23 protein-coding genes are annotated in these 24,455 nt (G+C 39.4%); 10 read left to right on the forward strand and 13 right to left on the reverse strand.

Annotated features, from left to right (window positions below; all coding sequences use genetic code 11):
* Window positions 1-4: 4 nt before the first annotated feature.
* From BM018_RS01180 to BM018_RS01195, 4 genes are all read right to left on the reverse strand, one after another.
* The gene (locus BM018_RS01180) at window positions 5-550 is read right to left on the reverse strand and encodes a hypothetical protein (protein WP_092317448.1); all 546 of its coding nucleotides are present in this window, start codon (window positions 548-550) and stop codon (window positions 5-7) included.
* A 95-nt stretch (window positions 551-645) separates the two neighbouring features.
* A complete protein-coding gene (locus BM018_RS01185; RefSeq protein WP_092317451.1) occupies window positions 646-825 on the reverse strand; it encodes a hypothetical protein in 180 nt (59 codons plus the stop codon).
* Window positions 818-2,368, reverse strand: a complete 1,551-nt coding sequence (locus BM018_RS01190; protein ID WP_092317454.1) for a sodium-dependent transporter — start codon at window positions 2,366-2,368, stop codon at window positions 818-820. Before BM018_RS01190 ends, BM018_RS01185 begins: the two co-directional genes overlap by 8 nt.
* Before the next feature lie 96 nt (window positions 2,369-2,464).
* Complete coding sequence (locus BM018_RS01195) at window positions 2,465-3,721, reverse strand: hypothetical protein (protein ID WP_092317457.1); 1,257 nt, start codon at window positions 3,719-3,721, stop codon at window positions 2,465-2,467.
* Between the two features lie 106 nt (window positions 3,722-3,827).
* On the opposite strand from BM018_RS01195, the gene BM018_RS01200 reads away from it, so the two are divergent.
* Complete coding sequence (locus BM018_RS01200; protein ID WP_092317460.1) at window positions 3,828-4,421, forward strand: hypothetical protein; 594 nt, start codon at window positions 3,828-3,830, stop codon at window positions 4,419-4,421.
* Window positions 4,422-4,460: 39 nt separating this feature from the next.
* On the opposite strand, the gene BM018_RS01205 is transcribed toward BM018_RS01200, so the two are convergent.
* Entirely contained in the window at window positions 4,461-5,318 is an 858-nt protein-coding gene (locus BM018_RS01205; RefSeq protein WP_092317462.1) for an SPOR domain-containing protein, read from the reverse strand.
* Window positions 5,319-5,461: 143 nt separating this feature from the next.
* Here BM018_RS01205 and BM018_RS01210 point away from each other — a divergent pair, with 143 nt between their 5' ends.
* Entirely contained in the window at window positions 5,462-8,674 is a 3,213-nt protein-coding gene (locus tag BM018_RS01210) for a chromosome segregation SMC family protein (protein WP_159428121.1), read from the forward strand.
* Here BM018_RS01210 and BM018_RS01215 read toward each other — a convergent pair whose 3' ends face one another.
* Window positions 8,675-9,610, reverse strand: a complete 936-nt coding sequence (locus BM018_RS01215; RefSeq protein WP_092317468.1) for an RluA family pseudouridine synthase — start codon at window positions 9,608-9,610, stop codon at window positions 8,675-8,677.
* Between BM018_RS01215 and BM018_RS01220 the strand changes: the two genes are divergently transcribed.
* From BM018_RS01220 to recN, 3 genes are all read left to right on the forward strand, one after another.
* A complete protein-coding gene (locus BM018_RS01220; RefSeq protein WP_143280365.1) occupies window positions 9,609-10,262 on the forward strand; it encodes a hypothetical protein in 654 nt (217 codons plus the stop codon). The genes BM018_RS01215 and BM018_RS01220 overlap by 2 nt on opposite strands.
* 77 nt (window positions 10,263-10,339) lie before the next feature.
* The gene (locus tag BM018_RS01225; RefSeq protein ID WP_159428122.1) at window positions 10,340-11,131 is read left to right on the forward strand and encodes an NAD(+)/NADH kinase; all 792 of its coding nucleotides are present in this window, start codon (window positions 10,340-10,342) and stop codon (window positions 11,129-11,131) included.
* A gap of 14 nt (window positions 11,132-11,145) precedes the next feature.
* Complete coding sequence (gene recN, locus BM018_RS01230; RefSeq protein ID WP_092317476.1) at window positions 11,146-12,837, forward strand: DNA repair protein RecN; 1,692 nt, start codon at window positions 11,146-11,148, stop codon at window positions 12,835-12,837.
* Window positions 12,838-12,861: 24 nt separating this feature from the next.
* Here the strand turns inward: recN and tsf are convergent, their stop codons facing one another.
* A complete protein-coding gene (tsf, locus tag BM018_RS01235) occupies window positions 12,862-13,647 on the reverse strand; it encodes a translation elongation factor Ts (RefSeq protein WP_092317479.1) in 786 nt (261 codons plus the stop codon).
* 9 nt (window positions 13,648-13,656) lie between these two features.
* Complete coding sequence (gene rpsB / locus BM018_RS01240) at window positions 13,657-14,454, reverse strand: 30S ribosomal protein S2 (RefSeq protein ID WP_092318194.1); 798 nt, start codon at window positions 14,452-14,454, stop codon at window positions 13,657-13,659.
* A gap of 199 nt (window positions 14,455-14,653) precedes the next feature.
* Between rpsB and BM018_RS01245 the strand changes: the two genes are divergently transcribed.
* The 3 genes from BM018_RS01245 (at window position 14,654) to BM018_RS01255 (ending at window position 17,575) form a co-directional block, all read left to right on the forward strand.
* Window positions 14,654-15,286: a hypothetical protein gene (locus BM018_RS01245; protein WP_092317482.1), complete on the forward strand. Its 633-nt coding sequence runs from the start codon at window positions 14,654-14,656 to the stop codon at window positions 15,284-15,286.
* A 131-nt stretch (window positions 15,287-15,417) separates the two neighbouring features.
* Window positions 15,418-16,362 carry a hypothetical protein gene (locus BM018_RS01250; protein WP_092317485.1) on the forward strand — a complete coding sequence of 315 codons (945 nt, stop codon included), beginning with the start codon at window positions 15,418-15,420 and terminating at the stop codon, window positions 16,360-16,362.
* Between the two features lie 10 nt (window positions 16,363-16,372).
* Complete coding sequence (locus BM018_RS01255) at window positions 16,373-17,575, forward strand: glycosyltransferase (protein ID WP_092317487.1); 1,203 nt, start codon at window positions 16,373-16,375, stop codon at window positions 17,573-17,575.
* Here BM018_RS01255 and radA read toward each other — a convergent pair.
* From radA to murC, 5 genes are read right to left on the reverse strand one after another with little or no spacing between them, the layout of a single operon-like run.
* The gene (gene radA / locus BM018_RS01260) at window positions 17,555-18,901 is read right to left on the reverse strand and encodes a DNA repair protein RadA (protein WP_092317490.1); all 1,347 of its coding nucleotides are present in this window, start codon (window positions 18,899-18,901) and stop codon (window positions 17,555-17,557) included. The two genes, BM018_RS01255 and radA, sit on opposite strands and share 21 nt — an antisense overlap.
* A gap of 9 nt (window positions 18,902-18,910) precedes the next feature.
* A complete protein-coding gene (locus BM018_RS01265) occupies window positions 18,911-19,138 on the reverse strand; it encodes a lipopolysaccharide assembly protein LapA domain-containing protein (protein WP_092317493.1) in 228 nt (75 codons plus the stop codon).
* A gap of 60 nt (window positions 19,139-19,198) precedes the next feature.
* On the reverse strand, window positions 19,199-20,230 hold the full coding sequence (locus BM018_RS01270) for a PilZ domain-containing protein (protein ID WP_092317496.1): 1,032 nt from the start codon (window positions 20,228-20,230) through the stop codon (window positions 19,199-19,201).
* A 19-nt stretch (window positions 20,231-20,249) separates the two neighbouring features.
* A complete protein-coding gene (locus tag BM018_RS01275; RefSeq protein WP_092317499.1) occupies window positions 20,250-20,783 on the reverse strand; it encodes a tetratricopeptide repeat protein in 534 nt (177 codons plus the stop codon).
* Window positions 20,776-22,167 carry a UDP-N-acetylmuramate--L-alanine ligase gene (murC, locus tag BM018_RS01280; protein ID WP_092317502.1) on the reverse strand — a complete coding sequence of 464 codons (1,392 nt, stop codon included), beginning with the start codon at window positions 22,165-22,167 and terminating at the stop codon, window positions 20,776-20,778. Before murC ends, BM018_RS01275 begins: the two co-directional genes overlap by 8 nt.
* Window positions 22,168-22,352: 185 nt before the next feature.
* Here murC and BM018_RS01285 point away from each other — a divergent pair, with 185 nt between their 5' ends.
* Together BM018_RS01285 and BM018_RS01290 are read left to right on the forward strand one after the other, a co-directional pair.
* Window positions 22,353-22,670: a hypothetical protein gene (locus tag BM018_RS01285; protein WP_092317505.1), complete on the forward strand. Its 318-nt coding sequence runs from the start codon at window positions 22,353-22,355 to the stop codon at window positions 22,668-22,670.
* A 235-nt stretch (window positions 22,671-22,905) separates the two neighbouring features.
* Window positions 22,906-24,444 (forward strand): hypothetical protein, encoded by a 1,539-nt coding sequence (locus BM018_RS01290; protein WP_092317508.1) that lies wholly within the window; start codon window positions 22,906-22,908, stop codon window positions 24,442-24,444.
* Window positions 24,445-24,455 lie beyond the last annotated feature (11 nt).

The following is a 24,455-nucleotide window of genomic DNA, read 5'->3' on the forward strand; positions in this document are numbered from 1 at the left end:
TATATTACATTTTTCGAAGCTTATCTATTTTTTCACGCAGAAATTCTAATGCTTTTTTGGGAACACCGTCCGGCATTTTTTCAAGAAGATCAACAAATTTCGTATCATGAGCTAGTGTATTTTCGCGATTCAGCTCAATAAAATCAATTGTTTCGCGATCGGAAATTTTATCCAGCATACGCAGCCCGTCTGTTCCCAACGATAAAAAATAATAAGACTGATAAAGTTTTGCAATAACAAAATAATTGCCAAGACCCGCAGGAATCGTAGCTAGAACTTCTATGGAATTATTCATACGCGATATCGTAGGTTGGCTGTCTTTAAAGAAAAATCGAATAATAAGCCATGTCACAAATCCAAGAACAACCGTAATAAAAACAATCCTAAATAATATCAAAGCCGTATTTTCATTTTTTTGTTCTTCAAGAACAGCATCTTCACCTTCGTAAAATGCATCTAAGAATCCTGTATTTGATTCATTAGATGGCTCCAAAGTAGAAGCATTTGTAGAAATATCTTGAGCATACATAGAAACCGAAAAGAAAATCATTATCCCAAAAAGTATTTTCATTTTTATATTTTATGCGAAAAAGAACAAAATGTCAAAATAAAAAATCCCTCTCCATAACAAGAGAGGGACAAAAACTATTTTTTATTCTCAAGAATTTTTTTAAAACAAATAATGTTCCAAATGATAATCGCTGCCCACGAGAAAATCATAAAAAACAAGCCACCAGGAGTTAATACATATTGTTTATCAGTATCCTGAGAAAAAATAAAATTGGGCAATAAAAAAATCAATCCTAATATTGTTGTTTTAATCATGTAGGGAATCCTCCACTTTTATCAACAATTTTTCATCATGATTATGCTTTCTCCAAGCGTAAGCAATAAGAAAATTCACAGCTACCGCAATAGTTAAAAGAATAACTCGTGTAATAAAAATGGAAGGACGTGCTTCAAGAGAATAATTAGTCATGAGGAAATATTTGGGTCCGTTGGAAATAACCCATGCAATTAAAATAACACATAAAAATACCGGCGTCACATACTTAAGCACAAAACAGTATGCAACGGGAATTTTAATATGCGCACCTTTGTGAAGTTCGAGCCAGCCCTTTTTGTAATCAATGTGCGTAGCATACATCACAGACTCAATTGCCCCAAACAGAAGTAAAAACAAATTTCCGCCCCAAAAATCAAGTTCATCCAGCGTACTGAGACTGGAATCCAACGCCACATAAGTACCCATCACAAGCGACATTAATCCTAATCCTATCAAAGTATGAGAAGATTTCCACTTAAGTTCTTCCGTGCAGAAGCTCATCAAAGGTTGATACATCGACAAGCTAGACGTAATTCCAGCAAAAAACAATAGAAAAAACCAGACAATAGAAAAAAGTTGCGCAAACGGAAGCTGCGTAAGCATTGCAGGCATAGTTATAAGACTAAGATGAAATGTACCGCTTTTGGCGATATCGCTAAGAGCCGAAGCACCAAGAACAGATGCAGCCATTGGGATAATAATCATCCCTCCCAAAATAACTTCAGCAAATTCGTTAGTTGCATTAGCTGCAAGCGATGACAAAGCAATGTCTTTATCGCGTTTCAAATAAGATGCATAATTAATAAGGCATCCCATTCCTATACTGAGCGTAAAGAAAATTTGACCAGAAGCAGCAAGCCAGACTTGAGGATCAGCAAGCTTTGAAAAATCAGGATTCCACATAAAAGCAATCCCTTGTTCCATTCCGGGAAGAGTCAAGGCACGAATTAACAGAATAATTCCAAGAATCAAAAGCAGAGGCATCAGGATTTTTGCAAGCCGTTCGATGCCTTTACAAACTCCCATCGCAATAACACCTGCATTAAGCGCAATTGTAATAACAAAGAAAATCAGAGCTGCTGGAAAACCCAAAATACGGATGTTAAAATTGAGGTAATCACTGAAAAACTGACCAGATTGGCCGCCTTTTGCCAGTGTTACAAGATCTCCAGTAATCGAAAACCATGCATACCCTAAAAGGATAGATTCTAAATAAAAATAATAAAACGAAATAAACATGATAGCTAGCAAACTGACAGAACTTAGATATTTAGCCCAAGGTTTGCGGAAAAGGATGTTGAAAACACCCGGGGACGTACCGTGGCCGTGAGCACCACCGTAACGACCCATGGTCCATTCGAGCCATGAAATAGGAATACCAATAACAAGTAGAGCAATAAAATAAGGAATGAGAAATGCTCCCCCACCATTTTGTGCAAGCTGTCCAGGAAACCGCAAGAAGTTACCCAACCCTACGGCAGAACCCGCAACAGCTAAGATGACACCTATTGACGATGCCCATGATTCACGTTGCTGTGACATATACTGCCCCTTTTTGAAAATTCTTACACACGTAAGTAAAATATTATAAAGGAAAGATCAAGAATTTGCAAGAAAAAGCAATATTTTCACAAGAAATCAGAACATCCAGCCGAATTTCAAGCCCAAATACGGATAAATAGATGGCAAACCAAGCTTGTTAGACCAGCCTGAGCTGTTTTTCCATTGAGGTTTGATACTTTGTGAGGAAACCAACATCGCACCATAAGACAAAGGATACCATTGCGCTCCTAGATCAAAACCAAGAAACAAATTACTTCCTAGTCGCTTCATAAAGCTCATGCCGAAATTCAATCCAAACCGAAACCCTGCACCTTGCATAGAAGGTGTATCAGCTGTTACACCGTCAAGAACCAAAGGATTATACATAACTCCCAGCCTAAGATAGGGCACAAATTCCCAACTGCGGTAGATAACCCTGTAGCCAATTCCCGTAAACACAAACGTCCCAAGCATGCCGTCGACGTTAATGCCGAAAACTGTTGTTGATACGAGTTGATAGGGAAGAAGTCGTTCGTATTCGCCATTGAAGATTAAGCCGGCTGGCCAGACTCCGAAACCTCTCCACAAACTCTCTCCATCGCGGGCCTGAAGCGGCATCGTACCGCCAGCAACTGCCGTTGCAGCCAGAGTAAACGAAAAACGATTCCGTTGCGGAGGTTTTCTGAGGATTGTATCACCGGTTTTTACAGATTTAGCTAAATCTTTTGCTTCAATTGTTGTGGAAATATTGGAACCATTCGTCAATACAGAGACTTTTTGAATGATCGCGAAGGATTCGGTGAGACCTTCACGAGCTTGAGCATAACGAACTGTAATCTCATCTCCTTTCTTGAGCCCGTAAAAATCGCCCATCGGAAAAGAAAACCTTTCCACAGAAACTTCAGCCACAACAGGATCAGATGTGATTTTCCATGGAAAAAGGAGGCACAAAAGCCGGTAAAGTTCTGCAATCAGAATTGCGAAATTTTCTTTAGGGACGGTCAGTTCCGTCGAACTTATTACCCCATCCGAAAGCCGTAGCACTGTTACGGAAAAACGATAAACACGTTCCGCATAAGACTCATTAAGCACGCTGATTTTCAATGCATATCCGATATCTTTAGCAAAAGGAGAATTAGTTTGGGTGACACCCTTGAGGTCGATATCCTGACGCGCATCGAAAATTTTAATCCCTTCAGCCCTAAGACCGCTGACAATTTTCCGAACATCAGCTTCGATAGGCACGCGGTTTGAGACAACAAGTGCCGTACCTAGTTTCTCATCGGGCATGCAGAATCTCTGGCCAAAACTCAACCCCGGCATAAAAATTAAAAACCACAGATATTTTTTCATAAAGTCTCCACATACCCGACATTGTAACATTTTTTTAAAATTAAGAAAAGTTTCGATAATTTGCAATTTCAAAGCAGATAAGTTATGCTAAAGCAAGGGGGAATGGATGAATTTTTTTGCGGGAGCGTCATTCTGCATGTCATTTTTAGCACTGGTTTGGGCTTACAAGACTAAAACAGAAAAGACGCATCAAACCGAACTCGAAGAATTTCGCAGCCAGACGGAACGTTTAATTGTCGAATTCAATCGTGTTGCCAGCCGGAACTTAAGTATGCTGGACGATAGAATCGAAGAACTCGAACGGAAAATTCGCTTGTCACATAAGGTTGAAGCGGTACTGAAAGAACGTTTCGAGGAAGCCGACAAATATAAACTATTACAGCCGCTTCGTTTGAACGCCTCCAGCGACGAAGAAACACCCCCTCATCATCCTAAGGAAGCATTCGGCTACAATGATTTTTTTGCTGACGAAGCTCCAGAAATCAATAACACAGAAATTTCAGAAGTTTTTGAAGGGATTTCGGTAAGAAGTTTGAAAAACTATCAAGCAGGCCGGAATTCGGATACAGACAAACAAAAACAATTGATCGGTTACATCCGACAGCACAAAAATAAAGAAGAACTATTAGAGCTTGGATTTTCGATTAACGAAATAAATTTAGCATTAATGGCAACTCAAAATTTTCCCGAAGCACCATAAAAAACGCATCCATTTGAAGGATGCGTTTTATTTCTGAACTTAATCAAGTCTCAAAACATAACCATCAGTCCCAAGCCCGAGGGTTTTAACAGAAGCAAGTACCTTTTCGGCATCGTTTTTATTGTTGAATCCGCGGATTCGTACACGAAAATAACGGTTGCTACCAACAAGGCTTTCCGATGTGTAAGCACTGTAACCTGCTGAAACCAGTTTATCCTCAACGAGACGTGCAGCCTCGATAGACGTATGCGCCGAAACCTGCACAACAAATTCACTGACAACCGCAGGTTTTTTAGGAGCAGCTGGCACAGGTTTAGGTGTGATTTTTTTTGCTGCCTGAGAAGCCGGCTTCGGAGCAGGCTGTGGAATATCGACCGTCACTGCTTTTGGAGGAGATATTGAAGGCAGATCCTTTACTGTATAAGCATTTCCGAGTTCTTCACGGCGGAAATCACGAGCTTCGCTAAGAGAGGCAAGCCCTTCGCTTTTTACCTTACTGGTTACTGCCTTACCAAGCCAGTAGCCTGTCAAAAAAAGCATCCCTCCAAAGAAAATAAACAAAGCTCCTGTCCAAAGCATACGATTTTCATCGTTAAGGAGCAAGGGAGCTTTTGGAGCCGAAGCTTGCGGCCTTGCAGAAAAATCTTTCCGTCCGGAATACCCTGTATCGTAAGCGGGTCGTGGTTCGCGCGCATAACGTTCAGCAACGGTTTCCCTGCGTGGAATACGATATTCGCTTTCGAATCGGTCTCCATAAGCTCCGGAATCGCGCGGAGATTCAAAACGATCCTGCCGTTCCCCGGAAAACGGTTCGGAGTCGCGTCCGTCAAAGCTTTGCCTTTGAGTGGGTCTGGTGCGTGTTTCTTCGAGCACATCCAAAAATTTTACTCTAGCCATAACATACCTCTTTTGTTCAAAGAATTTGTATAACTATTTTTCGGAAGAAATTGATTTTCCTTAAGGGTTAGAGAAGTTTTTCTATGGACAAAACGGAGTTTCTTATGCTATAATATCAGATGAACCAAAAAACGGGAGCATTCATGGCTGTATATTTGAAATCCCTAGATCTTCAAGGATTCAAGTCTTTCGGAACAAAAACTCATATTGAATTTTCTGATGGTATTACCGGTATTGTCGGACCGAATGGCTGCGGCAAATCAAACGTCATCGAGGCAATGAAGTGGGTTCTGGGCGAACAAAGCGCCAAATCCCTACGCGGCGACAAAATGCAGGATATTATTTTCGCGGGGACAAAACACCGGTCAGCATCGGGAATGGCGGAAGTTTCGTTGACCCTCAACAACGAACTCAACTGGCTTTCGATTGATTACCCAGAAGTATCAATCGGGCGTCGTGTTTTCCGTTCGGGCGAGGGCCAGTATTTTGTCAACGGCGTGCGTTCGCGGCTAAAGGATACAGTTGAACTTTTCCTTGATACAGGTGTCGGGCGCGATTCGTACGCAATTTTTGAGCAAGGAAAAATAGACCGTTTGCTGTCGGAATCAGCAGAAGAACGAAGGATTTTATTTGAAGATTTTGCCGGTATTTCAAAATTTAAATTCCGAAAAGAAGAAGCCGAAAAAAAACTCAACCAGGCACGTGAAAATCTGGACAGGCTCCAGGAAACGCTTAACCGCCTCGAGAAAGAAATCGCCTCGCTGGAGCTGCAGGCACAGGACGCAGATGCTTACAATCATTTGAACTCGGTCCTGCGCGAAACCGAAGTTAAATTTGAAGTATCCCGGGTTCTCAATATGAGAAAAGAAATCGAACGCCGTGAACGCGATGCCATAACCCTTAAGAATGCCTTACAACCTCTTTCTGATGCGCTCAACGACCTCGAAATTCAAATGGTTCTTTCAGACGAAGCTTTGGGCGAAAAAGAACAGTTATTTGGGAAGATGAATGAAAAATATATCCGGCTGGAAAAAGAGCTCACCGAAGCAAAAACACGTTATAATTCAGCTGAACGGAATATTAAAGATTCTCGGAACCGTCTTATTGAGCTGGATTTGAGGGCACAGCAGGATCTTGACAGGATGGAAGAATGGGAAGACACTCTTGCAGACAAGCGTGATGCCGTTTCGGATGCAGAAAAAAAACAGGCAAAAGCAAAAGAATTGTTACTCCAGGCAGAAAATATTCAGCAGGAATTGAAAAACAAAACGGATTGTGCCGAACAAGCACTTTTGGAAGCATCTCAAGCGGCTGGATTCAAAAAAGCGGTTACGCGGGACGATATTGATACTCTGCGTAGAGAAATCGCAGAAATCCATGGCCAACTTTTTGTTTTTGAATCGGATGTTATTCGATTTGACGACATCAAAAAAAATAAGGCCCATACTTTAAACCGCGAAGAAGAAGAATTTCTCAAGCTGGAAAGAGCATTAAACACCGCAAGCACAGAAAGGAAGCTGTTTTCAGAGCGAAAAAAAAATGCGCGACAGGAAACAGAGCTTCTGGAAAGAACAATACAAGAATTACAAAAACAATACAAATTAGCACAAGTTGAGGAAAAAAATTGTGATGCAAAAATTCTTTCCGCCATTGACGCACAGATGAATGCCTTAAAACGTTTTCATCTGGAAGAACCACACCTTACTGCGGAATTAAATGCATACCTATCGAAGACAGAACAGTCAATCTCTATGGGTAAAGGCATTACTATGCAGGATTTTCTTGATCTCAAAAGCCTATTAGAAGCTAACAAACAAGCTTATGATCATTTATTGTCAGCATTTTTCGGAGAAGGGGGTGCTTTTACGGAAAAGCTTGCGTTAACGGAGGAGATTGAAAAGTTATCAGATCAGCTTGATCGAGAAAAAGAAAAATATGATAAACAACGGAGCTGTCTTTCGGAGATTGAGCGAGAGGAAAATGAACAAATCCGAGTACGAAACCAACTTGAATCAGAATACAAAACCATTGAACGCGATCTTAAAAAAACAAAAGCTGATTTCGAACAAGCACAATTTCAGGGAGACCAAACACGTCGCGAACTTGAATCGGCACGAAAAATTTTACAAGCAAAAGAAAAGCTTTCGGAAGAAATTGAAACGATTATCGCTGACTATGACAAGCAACATCAATGGTTGCGTCAGGAACATGGGCATCATCAAGATGAACTAGCTCAAGCACGCATTGGATTTGGATCAGCGGAAGCGCAGGCAAAAGCCCTACAGTCGGACATTCGGTTGCTGGAGCAACGTCTGGATGATATTCGGCGCAGTATTGACACTTACGAAAGCGATAAAAAAAATCTTTCTCGAACTATTACAGAGCTCGAGGAAGAAATGGAAGATTTGCTTGCAGAACAAGAAGATCTTGCTCCGGAATTGTCTCGACTTCGAGACGCAATGGGCCGGAATGCTGATGAAATCAACGACTTGAAAAGGTCCAAAAAAGTTCTGGAATTGATACATAAAGATAATCTAGAAAAGTTTACAAAACTGCAACTCCGGGAGAGCGAAATTGAAGGTTCGCTGGCAGAACGCCGTGAAACGCTTGAAGCAATGCGCCAAAGTTTGAGGGAACAGTTCAAAATAGGAGAAAACGATATTGCTTTGGAAGAAAGCGATACGGTTGATCATCTGAATAAAACCATACGCGAATACAGAAACCGCTTGAATCAGATGGGAGGTGTGAATTTGCTGGCAATTGAGCAATTTCAAGCGGCAAAAGACCAATATACCGAACTGCTGCGGCAGAAAACCGATATCGAAACCGCTGCGGACGATACAGAATCATTGATAAAAGAAACGAATCGAGAATCGGCAGAACGATTTAACAAAGCATTTGAAGAAATTCGCCGTTCATTTAAGGATTTGTTTTCGGAGCTGTTCGACGGTGGCCGTGCGGATTTAATTTTGAAAGACAAAAACGATCCACTCAACTCGGGAATCGATATCATGGCCGAACCACCGGGCCAGAAATTTCAAAGCGTCAGTTTACTTTCGGGTGGACAACGAGCAATGGTAGCTATTGCGGTGATTTTTTCTATCCTCAAGCTCAAACCGACTCCGTTTGTGATCCTTGACGAGATGGACGCCCCACTGGATGATGAAAATATCGAACGCTTCAAAAAATTGCTCGTACGCTTCAAAGGTACCAGTCAATTTGTGATCGTATCGCACTCGAAATCTACGCTGGAAGCCTGTGATGTGCTTTTTGCTGTAACAATGGAGGAACTCGGGTGTTCGAAAGTATTAAGTGTTGCATTCGACGAAACAGAACAGCTCCTTTTTGCAGAATAACTATTCCCTCAGTGACTGCAACAGATCCAAAAATTCAGGAGGATCCGGCAGTTTGAATTCCATTTCCATGCCGGTTTTAGGATGCTCAAATTTCAAATACGAGGCTAGTAACGCTATCCCAGGTAAAGGAATAGTTGTTTTTCCATACAGCAGATCGCCCAGCACTGGATACCCAAGCGAAGCCATATGGACACGAATTTGATGTGTGCGTCCTGTCAAAAGATTGCAGGCAACCAAGCTAGCACCATTCAGACGCTCCAAAGTTTTGAATTCGGTCACAGAAGGACGTCCTCTGGGCACAATAGCCATTTTTTTTCTATCATACAACGATCGACCGATCGGTTTGTCCACAATACCAAAGTCTGGTGCAGTTCCTTTAACAATAGCCTTATAAATTTTTTTGATTCGGCGCTCTTTAAAGGCCCTACATAGTTTATAAGAGGATTCCGCATTTAAGGCGATAATCATCAAACCACGCGTATCCTTATCCAAACGGTGCACAATACCAGGACGGTTTTCGGCTCCGAAACCCTCGTCAAGATTCCTACTGCGAAAAAAATGCAAAACCCCGTTCGCTAATGTGCCACTTTCATGACCTTTTGCTGGATGGACAGTCAAATTCCAAGGTTTATCAATAATCATCAAATCATGATCGCGATAGATGATACCGAAGTCAACCTCTTCTGGCTCGAACGATGGTTCTAAATGCTTCATCCAAACAGCTTCTACAAGATCTCCTTTCCGAAGTTTTGCAGAAAGCTTTACAGGTTTTCCGTTAACAGTAAGCAAACGTAGACGTTGCTTTAGCGAACTGCGGGTCAAGTCGTCAGAAATTTCGGAAAGTGCATGATCTACCCGCCAACCGCTGTAGAGCACGGTGAATTTTATTGAGCAAAATTCTTCACTTTCCGAAAGAAATTCCGATATTTCAGGCATGAAAAAAGTCCTTTATTTATTAATTTTTGCATTTTCAAGCGCCCCCGCTGACGCAAAAGTGTCCGATTTTATGTTGCTGCCCGTTCCAAAACGCCTTGATACCAAGGAAGACCTCATTAAAATCGATTCGGTCACGATGAACCTCAATGAAAAACAAGACGCCATTGCACGGAATATTTACTTCCTTGAGCTGGCGCTGGTGATGCCGTTCGACCACCCAATCAAAGCACTTATCCGCATTACCAATAAAACACAGTATCAAAAATACCAGCATGCTGTCAATGCGCATCTTCACGAAAGGCTTGCACAAGAATACCGACGTTATGCAGATCTTTATTATAAAGAAAACATTTATTTTTTCAACAACGATTACTATGAAAAATACCTTGATGGCTATGACATTGCGGAATTTTACTTCAAGGGAGCACTAACATATCGCCGCAGAGCACAGGAAGAAGCTCAAAAAGCCCGCGCTATTCCCGGCGAACTCAATCCGAACCGAGATCAAAGTTTAATAGATTTCGACGAAAAAATCTACAAATTAACAAAAAATCCCTACGATTTTGAAGAAATTTTTGAAAAACTCCTCACAGAACTAGAAGCCAACCGAAAAAAAATACTAGAACTTAAAGCAAAAGCTTCCTCAGAATAGGAAGCTTTTTTATGCAGAAACCTTGAATTTTTTGCAAAATCATTGTACCATATTAGAAATCTGTTAAGAGACCGATGATGAAAACTGCCTTAATTACAGGAAAAATTTTACAGCATGATCTACAGCCCATTATCGACAATCTTCGGCGAGAATTGGAAAAGTACAAAATTGATTCCTTTTTGAACGCTCAGGAAGATCCAGTGCAGCAAAAATTTGATATTGCATTTTCGGTAGGCGGAGACGGAAGTTTTTTAGGGGCTGCTCGTCGGCTTGCCCAATATAGAAAACCAATTGTTATTGTTTATGCAGGTAGCCTAGGATTTTTACCTAGCATTCTACCAAACACGTTGCAGGAAGGTTTAAAGCTCGTTCTGGAAGAAAGTCATTGGATTAAGCGCATGATGCTTTCAGGTCAAAGCGATGGCCATACGCTCTTAGCTTTGAATGAGTTTTTGTTTTCGGGAGATCAAAAAGGTTCGCTGTCTGAGTTTATTATTATAATCAACGGAAGTGCCGTCATGAGGGTTCGCGCCGATAGCCTTATTATCTCGACACCAACAGGCAGTACAGCTTATAATCTTTCAGCAGGTGGCCCCATCGTGCTTCCAGATATGGAATTATTGTTGATTACGCCGGTATGTTCTCATATTCTAGGAGAACGGCCATTGGTAGTAGGGCTTAACAACAAAATAGAAATCGTCAACGTAAACACCCACGCTCAAGTCTGGGGTGACGGTCAGGATTACATTACATTGAAAAAAAACGCATGCTTTACAATCGATCAAAATCCCCATTACGTCAAATGCCAAAGTGTCACAACAAAAGAATTTTTCCAAAGCTTGTCCGTGAAGCTGGGTTGGAATTTCTAAGGTAAGGAGCTGTCATGCTGGGAAGAATCAGTATTAAAAACTATGCCGTAATTGACGAGCTAGACATAGATTTCGAAGATGGATTTTCAGTGCTTACGGGCGAAACAGGTGCTGGTAAATCCGTATTAATTGGTGCTTTGGGATTACTTTTAGGTGACCGCAGTGATACTTCCATGATTCGGACAGGAGCAGAAAAACTCACCATCGAAGGCGAATTTTCCATTAAAGACGTGAAAATTCAACAAACACTTAAAGAGCTGGGAATTTACAATCCAGAAATTTTGATTATACGCCGTGAAATTTCTACAACTGGCAAAAATCGGGCTTTTATCAACGGCACACAAGAAACAGTGGCACGACTTGAAGAAGTTGGGGATCTTCTTGCCGACATACATGGTCAGCACGACCACCAGCTTCTGCTTAACAAAAAGGTCCATATTGATCTTTTGGATTCGTTCGGCAACCTGCAGCTGGAACGCGATGCATTCAAAATTTTGTATGAAGAAGCCTTAACAAAAATTAAAGAAGAACAACTGTTTCAAGCAAACACCGAAGCTCTCAAAAAAGAACGCGATTATTACGCAAGTGCTTATGCAGAAATAACAAAAGCTGATCTTCAACCTGAAGACGAACAGGAATTCGAAGAAAAATTATCCCGGATGCAGAACAGTGAAAAAATTTTCGATGCTTTAAATCGTGCTTATCAAAGCATTTATCAAGCAGAAATTAATGCCTCTTTAATGCTTGAAGATGCAAAACGCTCTATATCTGGAATTATCAATTTTTCCAAAAAATATGAGGAGCTTGTGGAAATTTTAGAAGATGCACTGGAAAAATCCCGAGAAAGTGCTCATTTGCTTTCGAGCTATCTCGACGAAACCGATTACAATGCCACCGACATGGATGCCATAATTGACAAAATATCGCTTATCAAAGAGCTAAAACGTAAATATCAGAAGCAAACCATTCAAGAAATAAATGATTTTGCAGAAGAATGCCAGCTGTTGCTGGATAAAGCTGATAATTTTGAAGCAGAATTTGCCCGTCTAGCACAACAAAAAACTGAGATTATTGAAAAACTTAAAGAAAAAGCACTGAGTCTTTCGAAAATGCGGCAAAATATTGCAAAAGAAATTCAAGAAAAAATTGAAGCTGAATTACATTTTCTTGGCATGGAAAAATCGAGATTTTTAGCACACATTAACTATGTAAAGGATGAGAATTCTTTTTTACTGCTTAATGAGCATGCCATTCGCGTAACTTCAAACGGCATCGACAATGTAGAGTTTTTGATTTCAGCTAATCCTGGCGAAGAACCGAAACCTTTGCAAAAAATAGCATCAGGCGGTGAAATTTCGCGCATTATGCTGGCACTTAAAAGTACCCTCGCTCAAAATGACCCAATTGAAATCAGTATTTTCGATGAAATAGACGCTGGAATCGGTGGTATGACGGCTCATCATGTTGCGGTCAAGATGGTAGAAATTGCAAAAACTAGGCAAGTTTTTTGTATTACCCATTTGGCACAGATAGCTGCAAAAGCACGTTATCATTACTTAATCAGCAAATCTGTGCAGGACAATAAAACATTTACAAAAGTCCAATTACTCAACAAAGAAGAACGCGTACATGAAATTTCACGAATGCTTGGTGCATCAGGTGAAAACTCTGAAAAACTAGCACGCGAAATGTTAGACGAAAAATAAGCCCCAAAATGGGGCTGTTATTGTTCAGAGAGAAACTCGAATAAAAGCATTTATTGTTACAGAACCAAGCAGATCCGAAACTTTTTTGCTTTCATCAAATACAAAAGGCTGTTCTAAAAGAATATTTTCTTGATAAAATTTATTCATCATTCCTTCAACGATTCTCGGAAGTACTGCTTCAGGCTTGCCGGATTGGCGTGCTTTCTCTTGATATATTTCCTGTTCGCGGGCCACAATATCTGCAGGAATATCTTCTTTTTTAAGCCCAATGGGATTCATCGAAGCAATCTGCATAGCCACATTTTTCATTGTTTCTTCGGACGGGTTACCTGCAAAATCAACAGCTACGCCAATTTTGTTCATATGGACATAAGAATAAACTGTTCCAGAACCTTCAATAAATTTCCACTCCGAAAGAATAATATTTTCCCCAAGTTTTGCAATCGCACTTTTTCTTTCCTCATCGAGAGCAGTAGGCAAATCTGCACCACATGTTAACCCAGCTTCTAAAATCATTTTCGCAGCATGCCCAGCAAACTCCTGAAATACTTCTGTTTTAGCAACAAAATCGGTTTCACAGTTAACTCTAAGTATTAATACTTTATTACCTTCTTGGCATACAGCAATTGTGCCTTCATGAGTTTCGTTCTCAGCACGTTTGCCTGCTTTTGCTAATCCCTTTTGACGCAGAATCTTAACTGCTTTATCAATATCGCCATTTGTTTCTTCCAGTGTACGTTTTGCGTCCATCAAGCCTGCGCCTGTCATTTCTTTTAACTTTTTAATATCTTCCATGCTTACAGAAGCCATTATTTTCTCCTATTCGGTTGTTTTTTCGTAAGACTCTGCCAATTCGTCAACGGAATCATCAAGAGTTGTCGGGTTGAAAATTGCTTGCTCTACAGATTCTTCAACAATTTCTTCTTCCGGAGAAATTCCTTCAGTTTTAGCGTGGAAACCAGCCCCTTCAATGACTGCATCCGCCATAATACCCGTTAATAAAGCTACTGAACGAATCGCATCATCGTTGCCTGGAACCAGATAATCAAGCAAATCCGGATCAATATTAGTATCTGCAATTCCAAACACTTTAATACCCAATTTACGTGCTTCAAGAACAGCATTAATTTCGCGTTTGACATCAACTACCCAGATAGCTTGAGGCAGTTTTTTCATATCACGGATACCATCATAAAACGCATGCATACGATCTACTTCTTTTTGTAACGCAGCTCGTTCACGCTTAATCATGCTATCGCCTTGCTTTTCCAGTTTATTTTCAAAACGCTTCATCTTGTCAACACTTTTTTTAATCGTAGGAAAATTTGTAAGCGTACCGCCCAACCAACGCTTACTTACGTGGAACATTCCACAACGCGTACCTTCATCTTTGATCGCTTGTTGTGCTTGTTTTTTTGTGCCTACAAACAACACCTGCCCGCCTTTTTCAGCGATTTCTTTCATTGCGGCATAAGCTTCCTTCAGCTTTTCCGTCGTGTAACGCAAGTCTATAATGTATATCCCGTTCCGCTTCGTAAAAATATATGGCTTCATTTTGGGATTCCATCGTTTCGTCTGATGACCGAAGTGTACGCCAGCTTCCAGCAGATTGCGCATCAGTTCGGTATCGTTGTAAATGATGCTTGCCATAAGAATTTTGTCCTCCTATTTAGACAATTTATATTCCAATATTATAGGATATTTTCTAATATATGTCAAGCAATATATTAATACCCATCAAAAAAAGCATTAAAATTTGCCTCTCCTTCAAAGCATGAGTATCTTTAGAATATCTCTTTGAGATAGGAGGAGTATTATGAATTTAATAAAACAATGGATGTACGGTCTTGTGTTCTTATCTTTATCCACCGCACCGGCTTTTTCCCAAGAATACGAAGCGGTTGAGGAACCGTACGGCCGGGAAGTGTCTCAAAATGTTTCGCACACACCAGCAGAAGTACTTGATCCTGACGAATTTCATTTTGGCGTCTGGATCAACTATCAGCAGCAATTTGGTGTGTTGAACGACAAATTTATTACGATCGGCGGTCCAAGTTTCGGATTTAATTTAGGGAAACACTTCCTGATCGGTGGTGGGATTTATTCGACGTCTTTCAATCTATTAGATTCTAGAGGCAATGAAAATTCATTATTTTACGGCGGTGGAATCATTGGCGTACGCTGGAATCCCAATAGCCCTGTAGTATTTCGAACACAAGCTTTAATTGGGGCTGCAGCGTTCGACGAACTCCGAAACGACGGCAATACCGACAGAATAACAAGTTTTATCATCGTTCCTGAAGTTGCATTTGATATTAAGATTTTCGGATATTTTTATCTCTCATTATCAGCGAGTTATAAATATATTGCTGATTTACCTCAAGAATTTTCCAAAATGCAAGGTCTAGGAGCGCTCACAGGCAACGTTTCTTTAGGGTTTTCTTTCTAAACCCCCACATAATTTGACAAAAAAGGCTCCTTGATTTTTTCAGGGAGTCTTATGTGTAAAATTAAAAACAGATTGACTTTTTTTTAATTTATTGATATAATAGATTAGGAAAATCTCCAGAGGTGAAACTCATGAAGTATTTGTCGGTTATAGTTTTGTGCTTTGTTAGTGCGACTGCTTACAGCCAAAATTATATTCACCCGTCACTAAGAAAATCAGATCCGTCATTGAAAAATGATCCTAACAGTGGTTTAGAGTCGGTTAGACAATATGGAGAATTTATCCACCCATCCACACAGTCGGCAAAAAACACAAGCAAAATAACAGATATTAATTTAGAAAAAGATATTAAAAATTTTAATTCCAAACAAATGCAAGCCTTGCAACACCAATCACAGCGTGAACTTTTAATACTAGAAACTCCTAAAGAAATATCTTTGAGAGAATATCATCAAGCTAAAAAAGCACTCTATCGGAAAATGCGTGCATCTGAACCTGTATATAAAAGATCAGGATATTGGCTTGATCTTTCTTACGAAGCTGGTAATTTCACACGCGAGCCTCTTGAATCTCGTTTGCAAAACGAATCAATTATTCTCCGTAGTCGAGAATACTTTGATCTCTCACAAGCAATCACATTATCTATGGGAAAAGTGATAAAAGGATTTATGATCGGTAGTTCATTCCATTATAGATTCCCACGTAGCTGGTTCGAAAACAGAGAAGGATATACAATCTATAAAGGCCATATCCCATCCAGTTACGGTTTCGCTGGCGTTTTAGGATACCGCATTGCACCAGACAACGGAGCAGGAATGCGGGTTATGTTACACGCGGGGTATGGATTTTCACCGGAAAATCTCACCGATAGCAAAGGACAACAGTACAAATACCATTATGTTATGATTACTCCAGAATATAAAATAGATATCAAATTAGTTTCTGCATTAGTATGGACGATAGGAATTGCCTATCAATTTAATATTTTGCTGTCCAACCCACCTTCTGCACTCACAGTCAATCCTTCCGCACAAAACGGACTGAATTTTTCAACAGGATTGGCACTTAGTTATTGAGGATTAGAAAATGAAAAAACCTCACATTTTTATTACCTATACTAATACAGGATCTGGCCACAAAACACCAGCACTTGCAATTGCAGAAAGCATAGATAATCTATACCCTGGTAAATATACAGTGACAGTAAGTGATTTTTTTAACGATGCTGGACTGGAAGAATTTGATTCTTTCATCTGCAGAGCATGGAACTGGATGCTTAAACATCCTTATATCTGTCGTTTGCAAATTTCAATATCACAAATGCTCTTTCTTATTGCACATCGGTACTTGCCCATTTTTCACCACCGGATATGGCGTACATCTATGGCATATATTAATTCTATACAGCCTGATATTGTTTTCACGACGCACTTTTTTTGTCAAACTATTGCTATAGATGCAAAAAAAAAATACAAACTCCCATACCAAATAATCACACTTAATCCGGATACATTTGAAACTTTTCCGCAATGGGATAGGCGCGGTGATCTCTTACTAGTAAATTCCTCAATTGCCGAGCGAAAAGCACGGCTGCTGGGTCATCGACTAAATAGAATCCTACGTGTTCCTCAAGCTCTCAGAAACGATTTTAATCAACAACATTTTAATAGGAAAGATTTACAGAAGAAATATGGTTTACGCCCAAATATTTTAACTCTATTCATGAGTGATGGAGGACAAGGTATCGGTAGTATGGAACCTTGTATTCAAAAACTTATGGAATCGAACCTCAAACTCAATATTATTGCTGTATGCGGGCGCAATAATAATTTGTATCAAAATCTTCTACAACTCCAAAATTCGAATCCGAATATACAATTGCTTGTATTTTCTTATATTGATTTCGTTGCTGAGCTCATGCATGCCAGCGATATCTATATAGGAAAAGGTGGTCCTGCTTCCGTTATAGAAGCCCTCAAAACTGAACTTCCTGTCATCATTACTTATGCTGTTAACACAGCCGAAATTAACACACAAAAATTTTTTCGTCGGAGAGGATTAGTATGGGCTTGCCGGAAACCTAAAAAATTAGTAAAACTCATAGAATTTTTACAAAGAGATCCTACTCACCTCGAAAAAGTTAAAAAACGTATCAAAAATTCTGATTTTTTCGATAACGGCAGTGATTTGATTGCTAATATTATCATTCAAGCTGTTCATGATCCAGGATTTATTAAAAATATGTCCCAACGCGAGCTACCTTTCTCATCACAAAATCATAGTTACTAGTTCACTGATATGTCGGACTGGTTTGACAGGAAATTCTTTTGAGTTTATTTTTTGAGTCTGAACATAAGGAATATAAATTTCAGCAATGCCGAGACGCATTGATTCTTTAACCCGTTTTTCAATTCCGGATACCGGTCTTATTTCTCCAGTAAGCCCAACTTCGCCGATAAAAATTTTTTTATCATTCAACGGTTTTTCTTTAAAAGATGAACAAATCGCAGCCACCACCGACAAATCTGCAGCTCTATCCTCAATATCCAAACCACCAGTCACATTGGCATAAACATCAAACTTGCTCAGAGGTATTTTAAGTTGCTTCTCAACAACAGCGGCAAGCAACGACAATCGGCTGTTGTCTATACCTTCAGCTGTACGACGCGGATAATTTTGATTAGTGGGATGACAAAGAGCTTGAACCTCCAACGGAAATACACGCTGACCTTCTGAATGCGCAAAAAGTGCCGAACCAAACACTGGTTCCTCATGGATAGAAACAAATGCTCGAGTTAAATCATCAGCCGGCATCAAACCGTTGCTTAACATTTCGAAGAATCCTGCTTCATCTGTCGAACCAAAACGGTTTTTAAATGAACGAAGTACTCTATAAACACGTCGTGCGTCACTTCCAATGAATAATACCGTATCAACTAAATGCTCAATTGCTTTTGGGCCGGCGATCTGGCCATCTTTATTAACATGGCTGACCAAAATAGACATAATATCCATACTTTTGCATAAACGTACGACTTGATTGGTGCACTCACGTAGCTGAGGCAAGGAACCAGGAGACGACTCAATAGACTCGGAAGAGAGAGTCTGAAGCGAATCGATAATTAAAAAAATAGGTTGATGTTCTTCGATAACTGATAAAATTTGATCCAAATCCGTTTCACCAAACAAAAACACATTCTCTGTTTTGATACCCAAGCGTTCGGCACGCAGTTTTACTTGACCGCACGACTCTTCACCATTGACATAAAGAACCGCCCCTTTTTGAGAAAGCATATCAGCAATCTGAAGCAAAAGTGTTGATTTCCCCATACCCGGCTCGCCAGAAAGCAGAACTGCCTGCCCCTGAATCATACCCCCCAAAACTCTGTCCCATTCAGGAATACCAGTTTGAAACAGTTCCTTTTTGCGTGTTTCTATAGTATGAATAGCCTGAGGCTGGCTCTTCTGCAAACGCACCGCAACTGAAGATTTTATGTTTTTGCTTAAGTGCACTTCCTTAAAGGCATTCCATGCCGAACATGATGGGCATTTTCCCAGCCATTTAGGGCTTTCGTAACCGCATTCTGAACATGCAAAAGCGCTTTTTTTTGCCAAAACAGGCTCCTACTTTGCTTTCTTCTCGCGTTTTTCCTGAAAAAGATACGAAAACCACCCAGAAATCCGACCTACAATAAATCCCAAAACAAACACAACAACAATAATAGCAAACAAAGGCATCTGCCGGATCTGGAACTTCAAAAAATTGAAATCAACCGTCGAAATATTCTGAATAGCAAAAATAATAAACAAAAGTAAACAAATAATCGCAAAAACGGCCTTAACAATTTTCATAATAACCTCGATATTTTAATCTATATAAATTTACGGCAAAATCAGTGAAAAATCAACTTTCTATTTATCCGAATAAATATAACGGTAAATATATAATATACTTTTTTGAGGTAGCTCTTGAAATTCTATATGCAGCCTGTAAACATTTTCGTAATGAAATACACTGCGCACTGTAGCTTTGACTTTAATCATCAAATCATAAAGTGGAAATTCTATATCGAGCTGGGTATCTACCAGTACCAACGCATGTGCAGCAATAATACCACCTTTAGGCCCAATATCGTTTATCAGACCAAGGTTGGTTGCCCCGAAATGTTCATTCAAGGCACCAGTATCAGGATCAGGCTGCAACGTGATCTGCCTGAATCGAGCTGGAATTTCAGCTGGACGTCGCGGATAAAGGCGTATTTTATTTCGTTTGAGTTTAGTAATTGGCTTCACCCAAAGCATATATGTGCCTTTTTTGTGGGAATAATTGATAATTTCAGCCTGAAAAATATATCCTGCATCGAATTTACGCCAAAATGAAATTGTTAATTTTCGTTTGGGAGAAGCGTTTTTCTCAAGAATCCGATAAAAATCCTCTGTCAATGCAAACGTAAGTGTACTTGAACCCTCGACAAAATCAGCCTGTATTTTCGGACCGTTTGCTATTTTTATTTCTACCGCCTGCCCCACACTAATATCCTTAAGAAATAAAAGCTTCGGATGCAAAATATTCCGTGTATTCGTGATTTTGCGAAGGATTTCGTATAGATTGTACTCTAGTTGTTCTTTTTTTTCAAGAGAAAGAGACTTGTCCTGAAACAACGCTTTTCTAGTCGAAACCAGCCACTTCCGTCCAACCTCGGCACCATCGAGAGCCGCATGTAAACGCTTGCTGCCACCGATAAGAAACAAATAATCCAATGCTTCTTTTTCCTCAGGAGTCAACTTGGCCTTGGAAGCAAGAAATTCAATAGTTTCATCCTTCGTAAGAAAACGCGCTTTAGAATCGCTCGGCCAAAAAGAAATCCCTTCCGCCCTAAGATAAACCACCACCCCAATCGATACCGCTAACACCATGGCTACCATGATTATCAAATACAACACATTTTTTCCTCGTTATAATTTATTGTTCTTTAACAGCCACCGCACTCACTGGAAATACCTTGTCAAACGAACTTCCTAAAAGTTCCCATGCTTCGGGATACATCGAGCGCATCAATGATTCTTCCTTACGGAGCTCATTGATGATAATTAACGCGGCTTTGTTGTCTTTCTGAGCATATTTTACCTGTGCCATCCGAACGCGCGCCAAATAAGCATGAAGCTGACTTTTATCGAAATTTTCGGATTTAGCAAAGAGTGCTATGGTTTCATTATAGTAAAGCTCAGCCAAACGCCAAAGTTTTTCTTCCTGATAAATGCGCCCCAAATTAAACGCAATATCAGCTTCATTGGGGATCAGTTCCAGAGCCTGCTGGTAGTATGGTACCGCCTTAGCATAGGCTTTTTGCTTGAAAAAATAGTCGCCTATCCCTTTCAGCCTAAGACCTTTATTGAAATTCGGACTAGCATTGTTGTAGGAAAAACCGTTGACAGTATAATCTTGAGCCGCAAGCGGAACAGACAGCCACAACACTAAAACCCATACATTACGCAATAATCTGCTCAGAAACTTTCCAGATATCACCAGCGCCCAGAGTGACCACCACTGACGGAACATCGCGTGTAATTTTTTTGACAATATTGCAGACATTACCGAACTCCTGTTCGAAAATTAAGTGCTCCATAGGCTTGAGTTTATTGATTTCATCATAAATCAGCTGCGAGGAAATATTAAAATCGTTAGTTTCGCGCGCTGCATAGATGTCGGTAAGGACAACTGCATCGGCTTGAGTAAGTGCTTTGGAGAATTCTTTGTAGAAATAACGAGTCCGTGAGTAAAGATGCGGCTGAAAAACCACCACTAATTTGGCATCACGAGCCTGAGCGTATTTCCGGGCAGCTTCCAGGGTCAATTCGACAGCTTTGGGGTGATGTGCATAGTCATCAATGACAGTAAGTATTTCGGTTTGACTTTTGATTTCAAAACGCCGGTTAGCGTTTTTGAAATTTTCTAACGCACTGACAATAGCATCATTGTCGATGCCATGGATTTTTGCAGCTGCAATAGCCAAAATTGCATTGGAAACATTATGAATACCAGGGATATTCAGAGTAAAATTACCCACTGAACCATTTTGATACATAAATTTAAAAGAAGAAAAATCTGATTCCATACACAAATTTTCAACCCAAAAATCAGCTTCGTGTGAAAACACACTGGTCGAAACTTGGCACACAATTCTGCTTTTTCGCACAACTTCCTTCAAGCAAGCATCATCAGCATTCCAAATAAGCAGACCTTGAGGAGATAGATTATCATTGAAAAAAGATAAAAATAATTCTTCAACTTCTCTGCGATTTTGGAAAAATTCCAAATGATCTTCATCAATATTTGTAACCAATGAAACATCAGGACGTAGATGCTTCAATGAACCAAATGCTTCGCAAGCTTCGTAAATCATAGTTTTGCCAGAACCTGAATAACCAGATCCTTGTATTTCTGGAAGAAATCCTCCGACAGCTAAAGTAGGTTCAAGGCCTGCCGACAAAAAAATGCGCGAAGTCATTGAAGTAGTTGTGGTTTTGCCGTGCGTTCCGGAAACACCAATGCTGTAATAGTGAGAACCAATAAAATTCAACATTTCCGCACGCACAATGAGAGGAATATTGAGTTTTTTTGCTTGAATAATTTCAGGATTGGAATCATCAACCGCGTTCGTGTAAACAACATAATCTATTGTAGGAGTGATATAATCAGCATTATGTCCGATAAAAATTCTAATTCCCAAATCAGATAATTTTTGAATCGCAGAATTACCAGCTCTGTCGGAACCGGAAATTTTATAACCTTTTTCTTTGAGTATCAATGCAAGCGCTGACATACCAACACCACCAATACCTACAAAAAAGATATGCATATCTTTTTTTAAATGAATCATTCCAAACCCCGTTTTTGTGAAAAATATCTTTATTTTATATTATTTTATCGGATTTTTCTACTTTTTGCGTAACAATTTTTTGCAGATTTCTTAAATTTTAAAGTTTATACCAAGAAATTCCGAATATTAAATTACTTGATTTTATTTGAAAAATATGGTATACTAAATTCTATTAGGGGTATTGCATGCTTTTACTAAAACAAGCATGGGACAATGTAATGTTCAAACAGCTGCCTCAAAACAGTTATTTTTATACGGATTATCTATGGGATCATTTTCCACATGATATAAATTTTACTAAAAATCCTGATGATCAAACTATTTTTATCGGAATAGACTCATATCTTAACGTAGGCAGAGAAAATAATTTGGTTATCAGCAGTATAGAAGACTTAAATACCTGCGCAGAATGCAATAGTAATAAAAATAAATTAAATGCTTTGCTTAAAAAGCCTTATATTGTTGAGAAAGATGGTAATATCAACATAACACCATGCTTTTAATTAAGGCATTATCTTACGATTTTAATCCTAGGCCCATCGAGGTTTGGAGAAAAATCCTATGTGGGATTGAAACACGTTATATTTTTTGTCCAGGTTACGGACTATTATGCGGCTTAAAGCAGAATGATTTTTATCATCTTGTTTCTTATGTATTTAATACTAACAGAATTTTTTTCTGTTACAGATATAAATTTTTTATTCCTTACCTTAGGAAAGTTAAGAGGGATATTTCCTAATGAAGAACTTATTATTAAGTATTATTTTTTCAAGTGTTGTGCTGCCTGCAAGAGTTTTTGCAGCTTCCTATGCTACAGAACAACGTATTTGGAAAGATGCAGCATCTATGGGTATGGGTGGAGTTGGTGTATCGACATACGGATATCGCTTTTCTGCTATACGGAACCCAGCAATGTTAGGATTAATGAACGAACATACGATTATACCATTCATAGATATTGGAATGGTAATAGATCCCGGTATGATTTCGCTCATTAAAGACGCAAAAGGAGTTTTAGACGGGTCTAAAGATTATGCTCAACTGGATTATGACAGTATGATGAACAGGGTTGCTAATATAGGAATTAACGGCCCATTATCAGTGGGATTTTTTGGAAAAGGGCTGGGCGTATGGACCACATCATCATCAGATGTTTCATTCGGTTTCAGACTTTCGGACCATCCCCTTGTTCAAGGGATATCTTTAAATGCCCTCGTTTCTACATCTAAAGAAGTCCTTAATTTGATAGAACAAAGTAACGGCGATATCAACAAAGTGAATACAACTGCGTTAGTCACCACGCTGACAAATGGGCTATTAGAAAGCCTCATTGGATCAGGAAAATCAGAAGCTGAAGCTGTTCAGCATGTTAATAATCTTATCAATCAATATGTAGGAACATCTGGCAAAGATTATGTTGGAGGCAAAGATACTATTCCATCAACTGCAACCGTACCAAAATTAGATCCTAAAGAGTTATTACCGCTTGCATCCCTAACAGCAGTGGTAGAAATGACAGCAAATATCGGATACGGATATCAGATACCATTTGCTGGATTAGACGATGTTTCTGGATTAGCATTAGGGGGAACTTTCCGATTTTCTCAGCGTTTCAAAATGAGTGAAAAAGATGCTGATATTACAGAACTTGTAGGTCGTTATAGTCAAAATGCACTTGCAAATATTTATCAAGGTCAGAGTTTCTCCTCAGACTTTGGAATGACTTTGCGAATTCAAAATTGGGTTGCTGCTATTGCTGTACGTGATGCATTTTCTACAGCTTATAAATGGAAGCCTTTAGACGGGAAAATAAGTTTTCTACCAGATTCACAAATTCCTATGTCTCTAGATTTCGGAACATCATACAAATTTTTCTTTAAAAACAAATTTATTCAAGAAATTGGTATGTATTTTGAATTTGAGGATACTCTCAATAAAATGACTGATTGGTCAATGAAAATTAGAACTGGGGTGGAATTCAAATTACTCAATTTTCTAGATTTACGATTTGGTATGTATGATCTTTTTCCTACTGCAGGCGTTGGAATGGGATGGAAATGGGGACGCATTGATTTTTCTTATTACAGAAAAACATATTTTGGTGGCACTCCGTTAGCATTTTATAGTGATCAATTATATTTGAACTTTTCTTTAGGGTTAGATAATACACCAGCCCGTAAAAAAGCTGCAAAAGAAAGAAAAGCTGCTAAAATCAAAGCTCGTCGAGTTGCAAACGAATTAGCACAAGATATTATAGATGATATAAAGAATCCTTAATAAAAAAACCT

The sequence above is a fragment of the Brevinema andersonii genome (genome assembly GCF_900112165.1).
Classification (GTDB): Bacteria; Spirochaetota; Brevinematia; order Brevinematales; family Brevinemataceae; genus Brevinema; species Brevinema andersonii.

What these genes read in the sequence shown, in the direction of transcription:
- BM018_RS01290 (WP_092317508.1), top strand. Translation starts at nt 22,906, where the DNA reads ATGAAGAACTTATTATTAAGTATTATTTTTTCAAGTGTTGTGCTGCCT.
- BM018_RS01250 (WP_092317485.1), top strand. Translation starts at nt 15,418, where the DNA reads ATGAAGTATTTGTCGGTTATAGTTTTGTGCTTTGTTAGTGCGACTGCT.
- BM018_RS01255 (WP_092317487.1), top strand. Translation starts at nt 16,373, where the DNA reads ATGAAAAAACCTCACATTTTTATTACCTATACTAATACAGGATCTGGC.
- recN (WP_092317476.1), top strand. Translation starts at nt 11,146, where the DNA reads ATGCTGGGAAGAATCAGTATTAAAAACTATGCCGTAATTGACGAGCTA.
- BM018_RS01225 (WP_159428122.1), top strand. Translation starts at nt 10,340, where the DNA reads ATGAAAACTGCCTTAATTACAGGAAAAATTTTACAGCATGATCTACAG.
- BM018_RS01220 (WP_143280365.1), top strand. Translation starts at nt 9,609, where the DNA reads ATGAAAAAAGTCCTTTATTTATTAATTTTTGCATTTTCAAGCGCCCCC.
- BM018_RS01210 (WP_159428121.1), top strand. Translation starts at nt 5,462, where the DNA reads ATGGCTGTATATTTGAAATCCCTAGATCTTCAAGGATTCAAGTCTTTC.
- BM018_RS01185 (WP_092317451.1), bottom strand. Translation starts at nt 825, where the DNA reads ATGATTAAAACAACAATATTAGGATTGATTTTTTTATTGCCCAATTTT.
- BM018_RS01190 (WP_092317454.1), bottom strand. Translation starts at nt 2,368, where the DNA reads ATGTCACAGCAACGTGAATCATGGGCATCGTCAATAGGTGTCATCTTA.
- BM018_RS01215 (WP_092317468.1), bottom strand. Translation starts at nt 9,610, where the DNA reads ATGCCTGAAATATCGGAATTTCTTTCGGAAAGTGAAGAATTTTGCTCA.
- BM018_RS01285 (WP_092317505.1), top strand. Translation starts at nt 22,353, where the DNA reads ATGCTTTTACTAAAACAAGCATGGGACAATGTAATGTTCAAACAGCTG.
- rpsB (WP_092318194.1), bottom strand. Translation starts at nt 14,454, where the DNA reads ATGCGCAATCTGCTGGAAGCTGGCGTACACTTCGGTCATCAGACGAAA.
- BM018_RS01245 (WP_092317482.1), top strand. Translation starts at nt 14,654, where the DNA reads ATGAATTTAATAAAACAATGGATGTACGGTCTTGTGTTCTTATCTTTA.
- BM018_RS01180 (WP_092317448.1), bottom strand. Translation starts at nt 550, where the DNA reads ATGATTTTCTTTTCGGTTTCTATGTATGCTCAAGATATTTCTACAAAT.
- murC (WP_092317502.1), bottom strand. Translation starts at nt 22,167, where the DNA reads ATGATTCATTTAAAAAAAGATATGCATATCTTTTTTGTAGGTATTGGT.
- BM018_RS01205 (WP_092317462.1), bottom strand. Translation starts at nt 5,318, where the DNA reads ATGGCTAGAGTAAAATTTTTGGATGTGCTCGAAGAAACACGCACCAGA.
- BM018_RS01265 (WP_092317493.1), bottom strand. Translation starts at nt 19,138, where the DNA reads ATGAAAATTGTTAAGGCCGTTTTTGCGATTATTTGTTTACTTTTGTTT.
- BM018_RS01200 (WP_092317460.1), top strand. Translation starts at nt 3,828, where the DNA reads ATGAATTTTTTTGCGGGAGCGTCATTCTGCATGTCATTTTTAGCACTG.
- BM018_RS01195 (WP_092317457.1), bottom strand. Translation starts at nt 3,721, where the DNA reads ATGAAAAAATATCTGTGGTTTTTAATTTTTATGCCGGGGTTGAGTTTT.
- tsf (WP_092317479.1), bottom strand. Translation starts at nt 13,647, where the DNA reads ATGGCTTCTGTAAGCATGGAAGATATTAAAAAGTTAAAAGAAATGACA.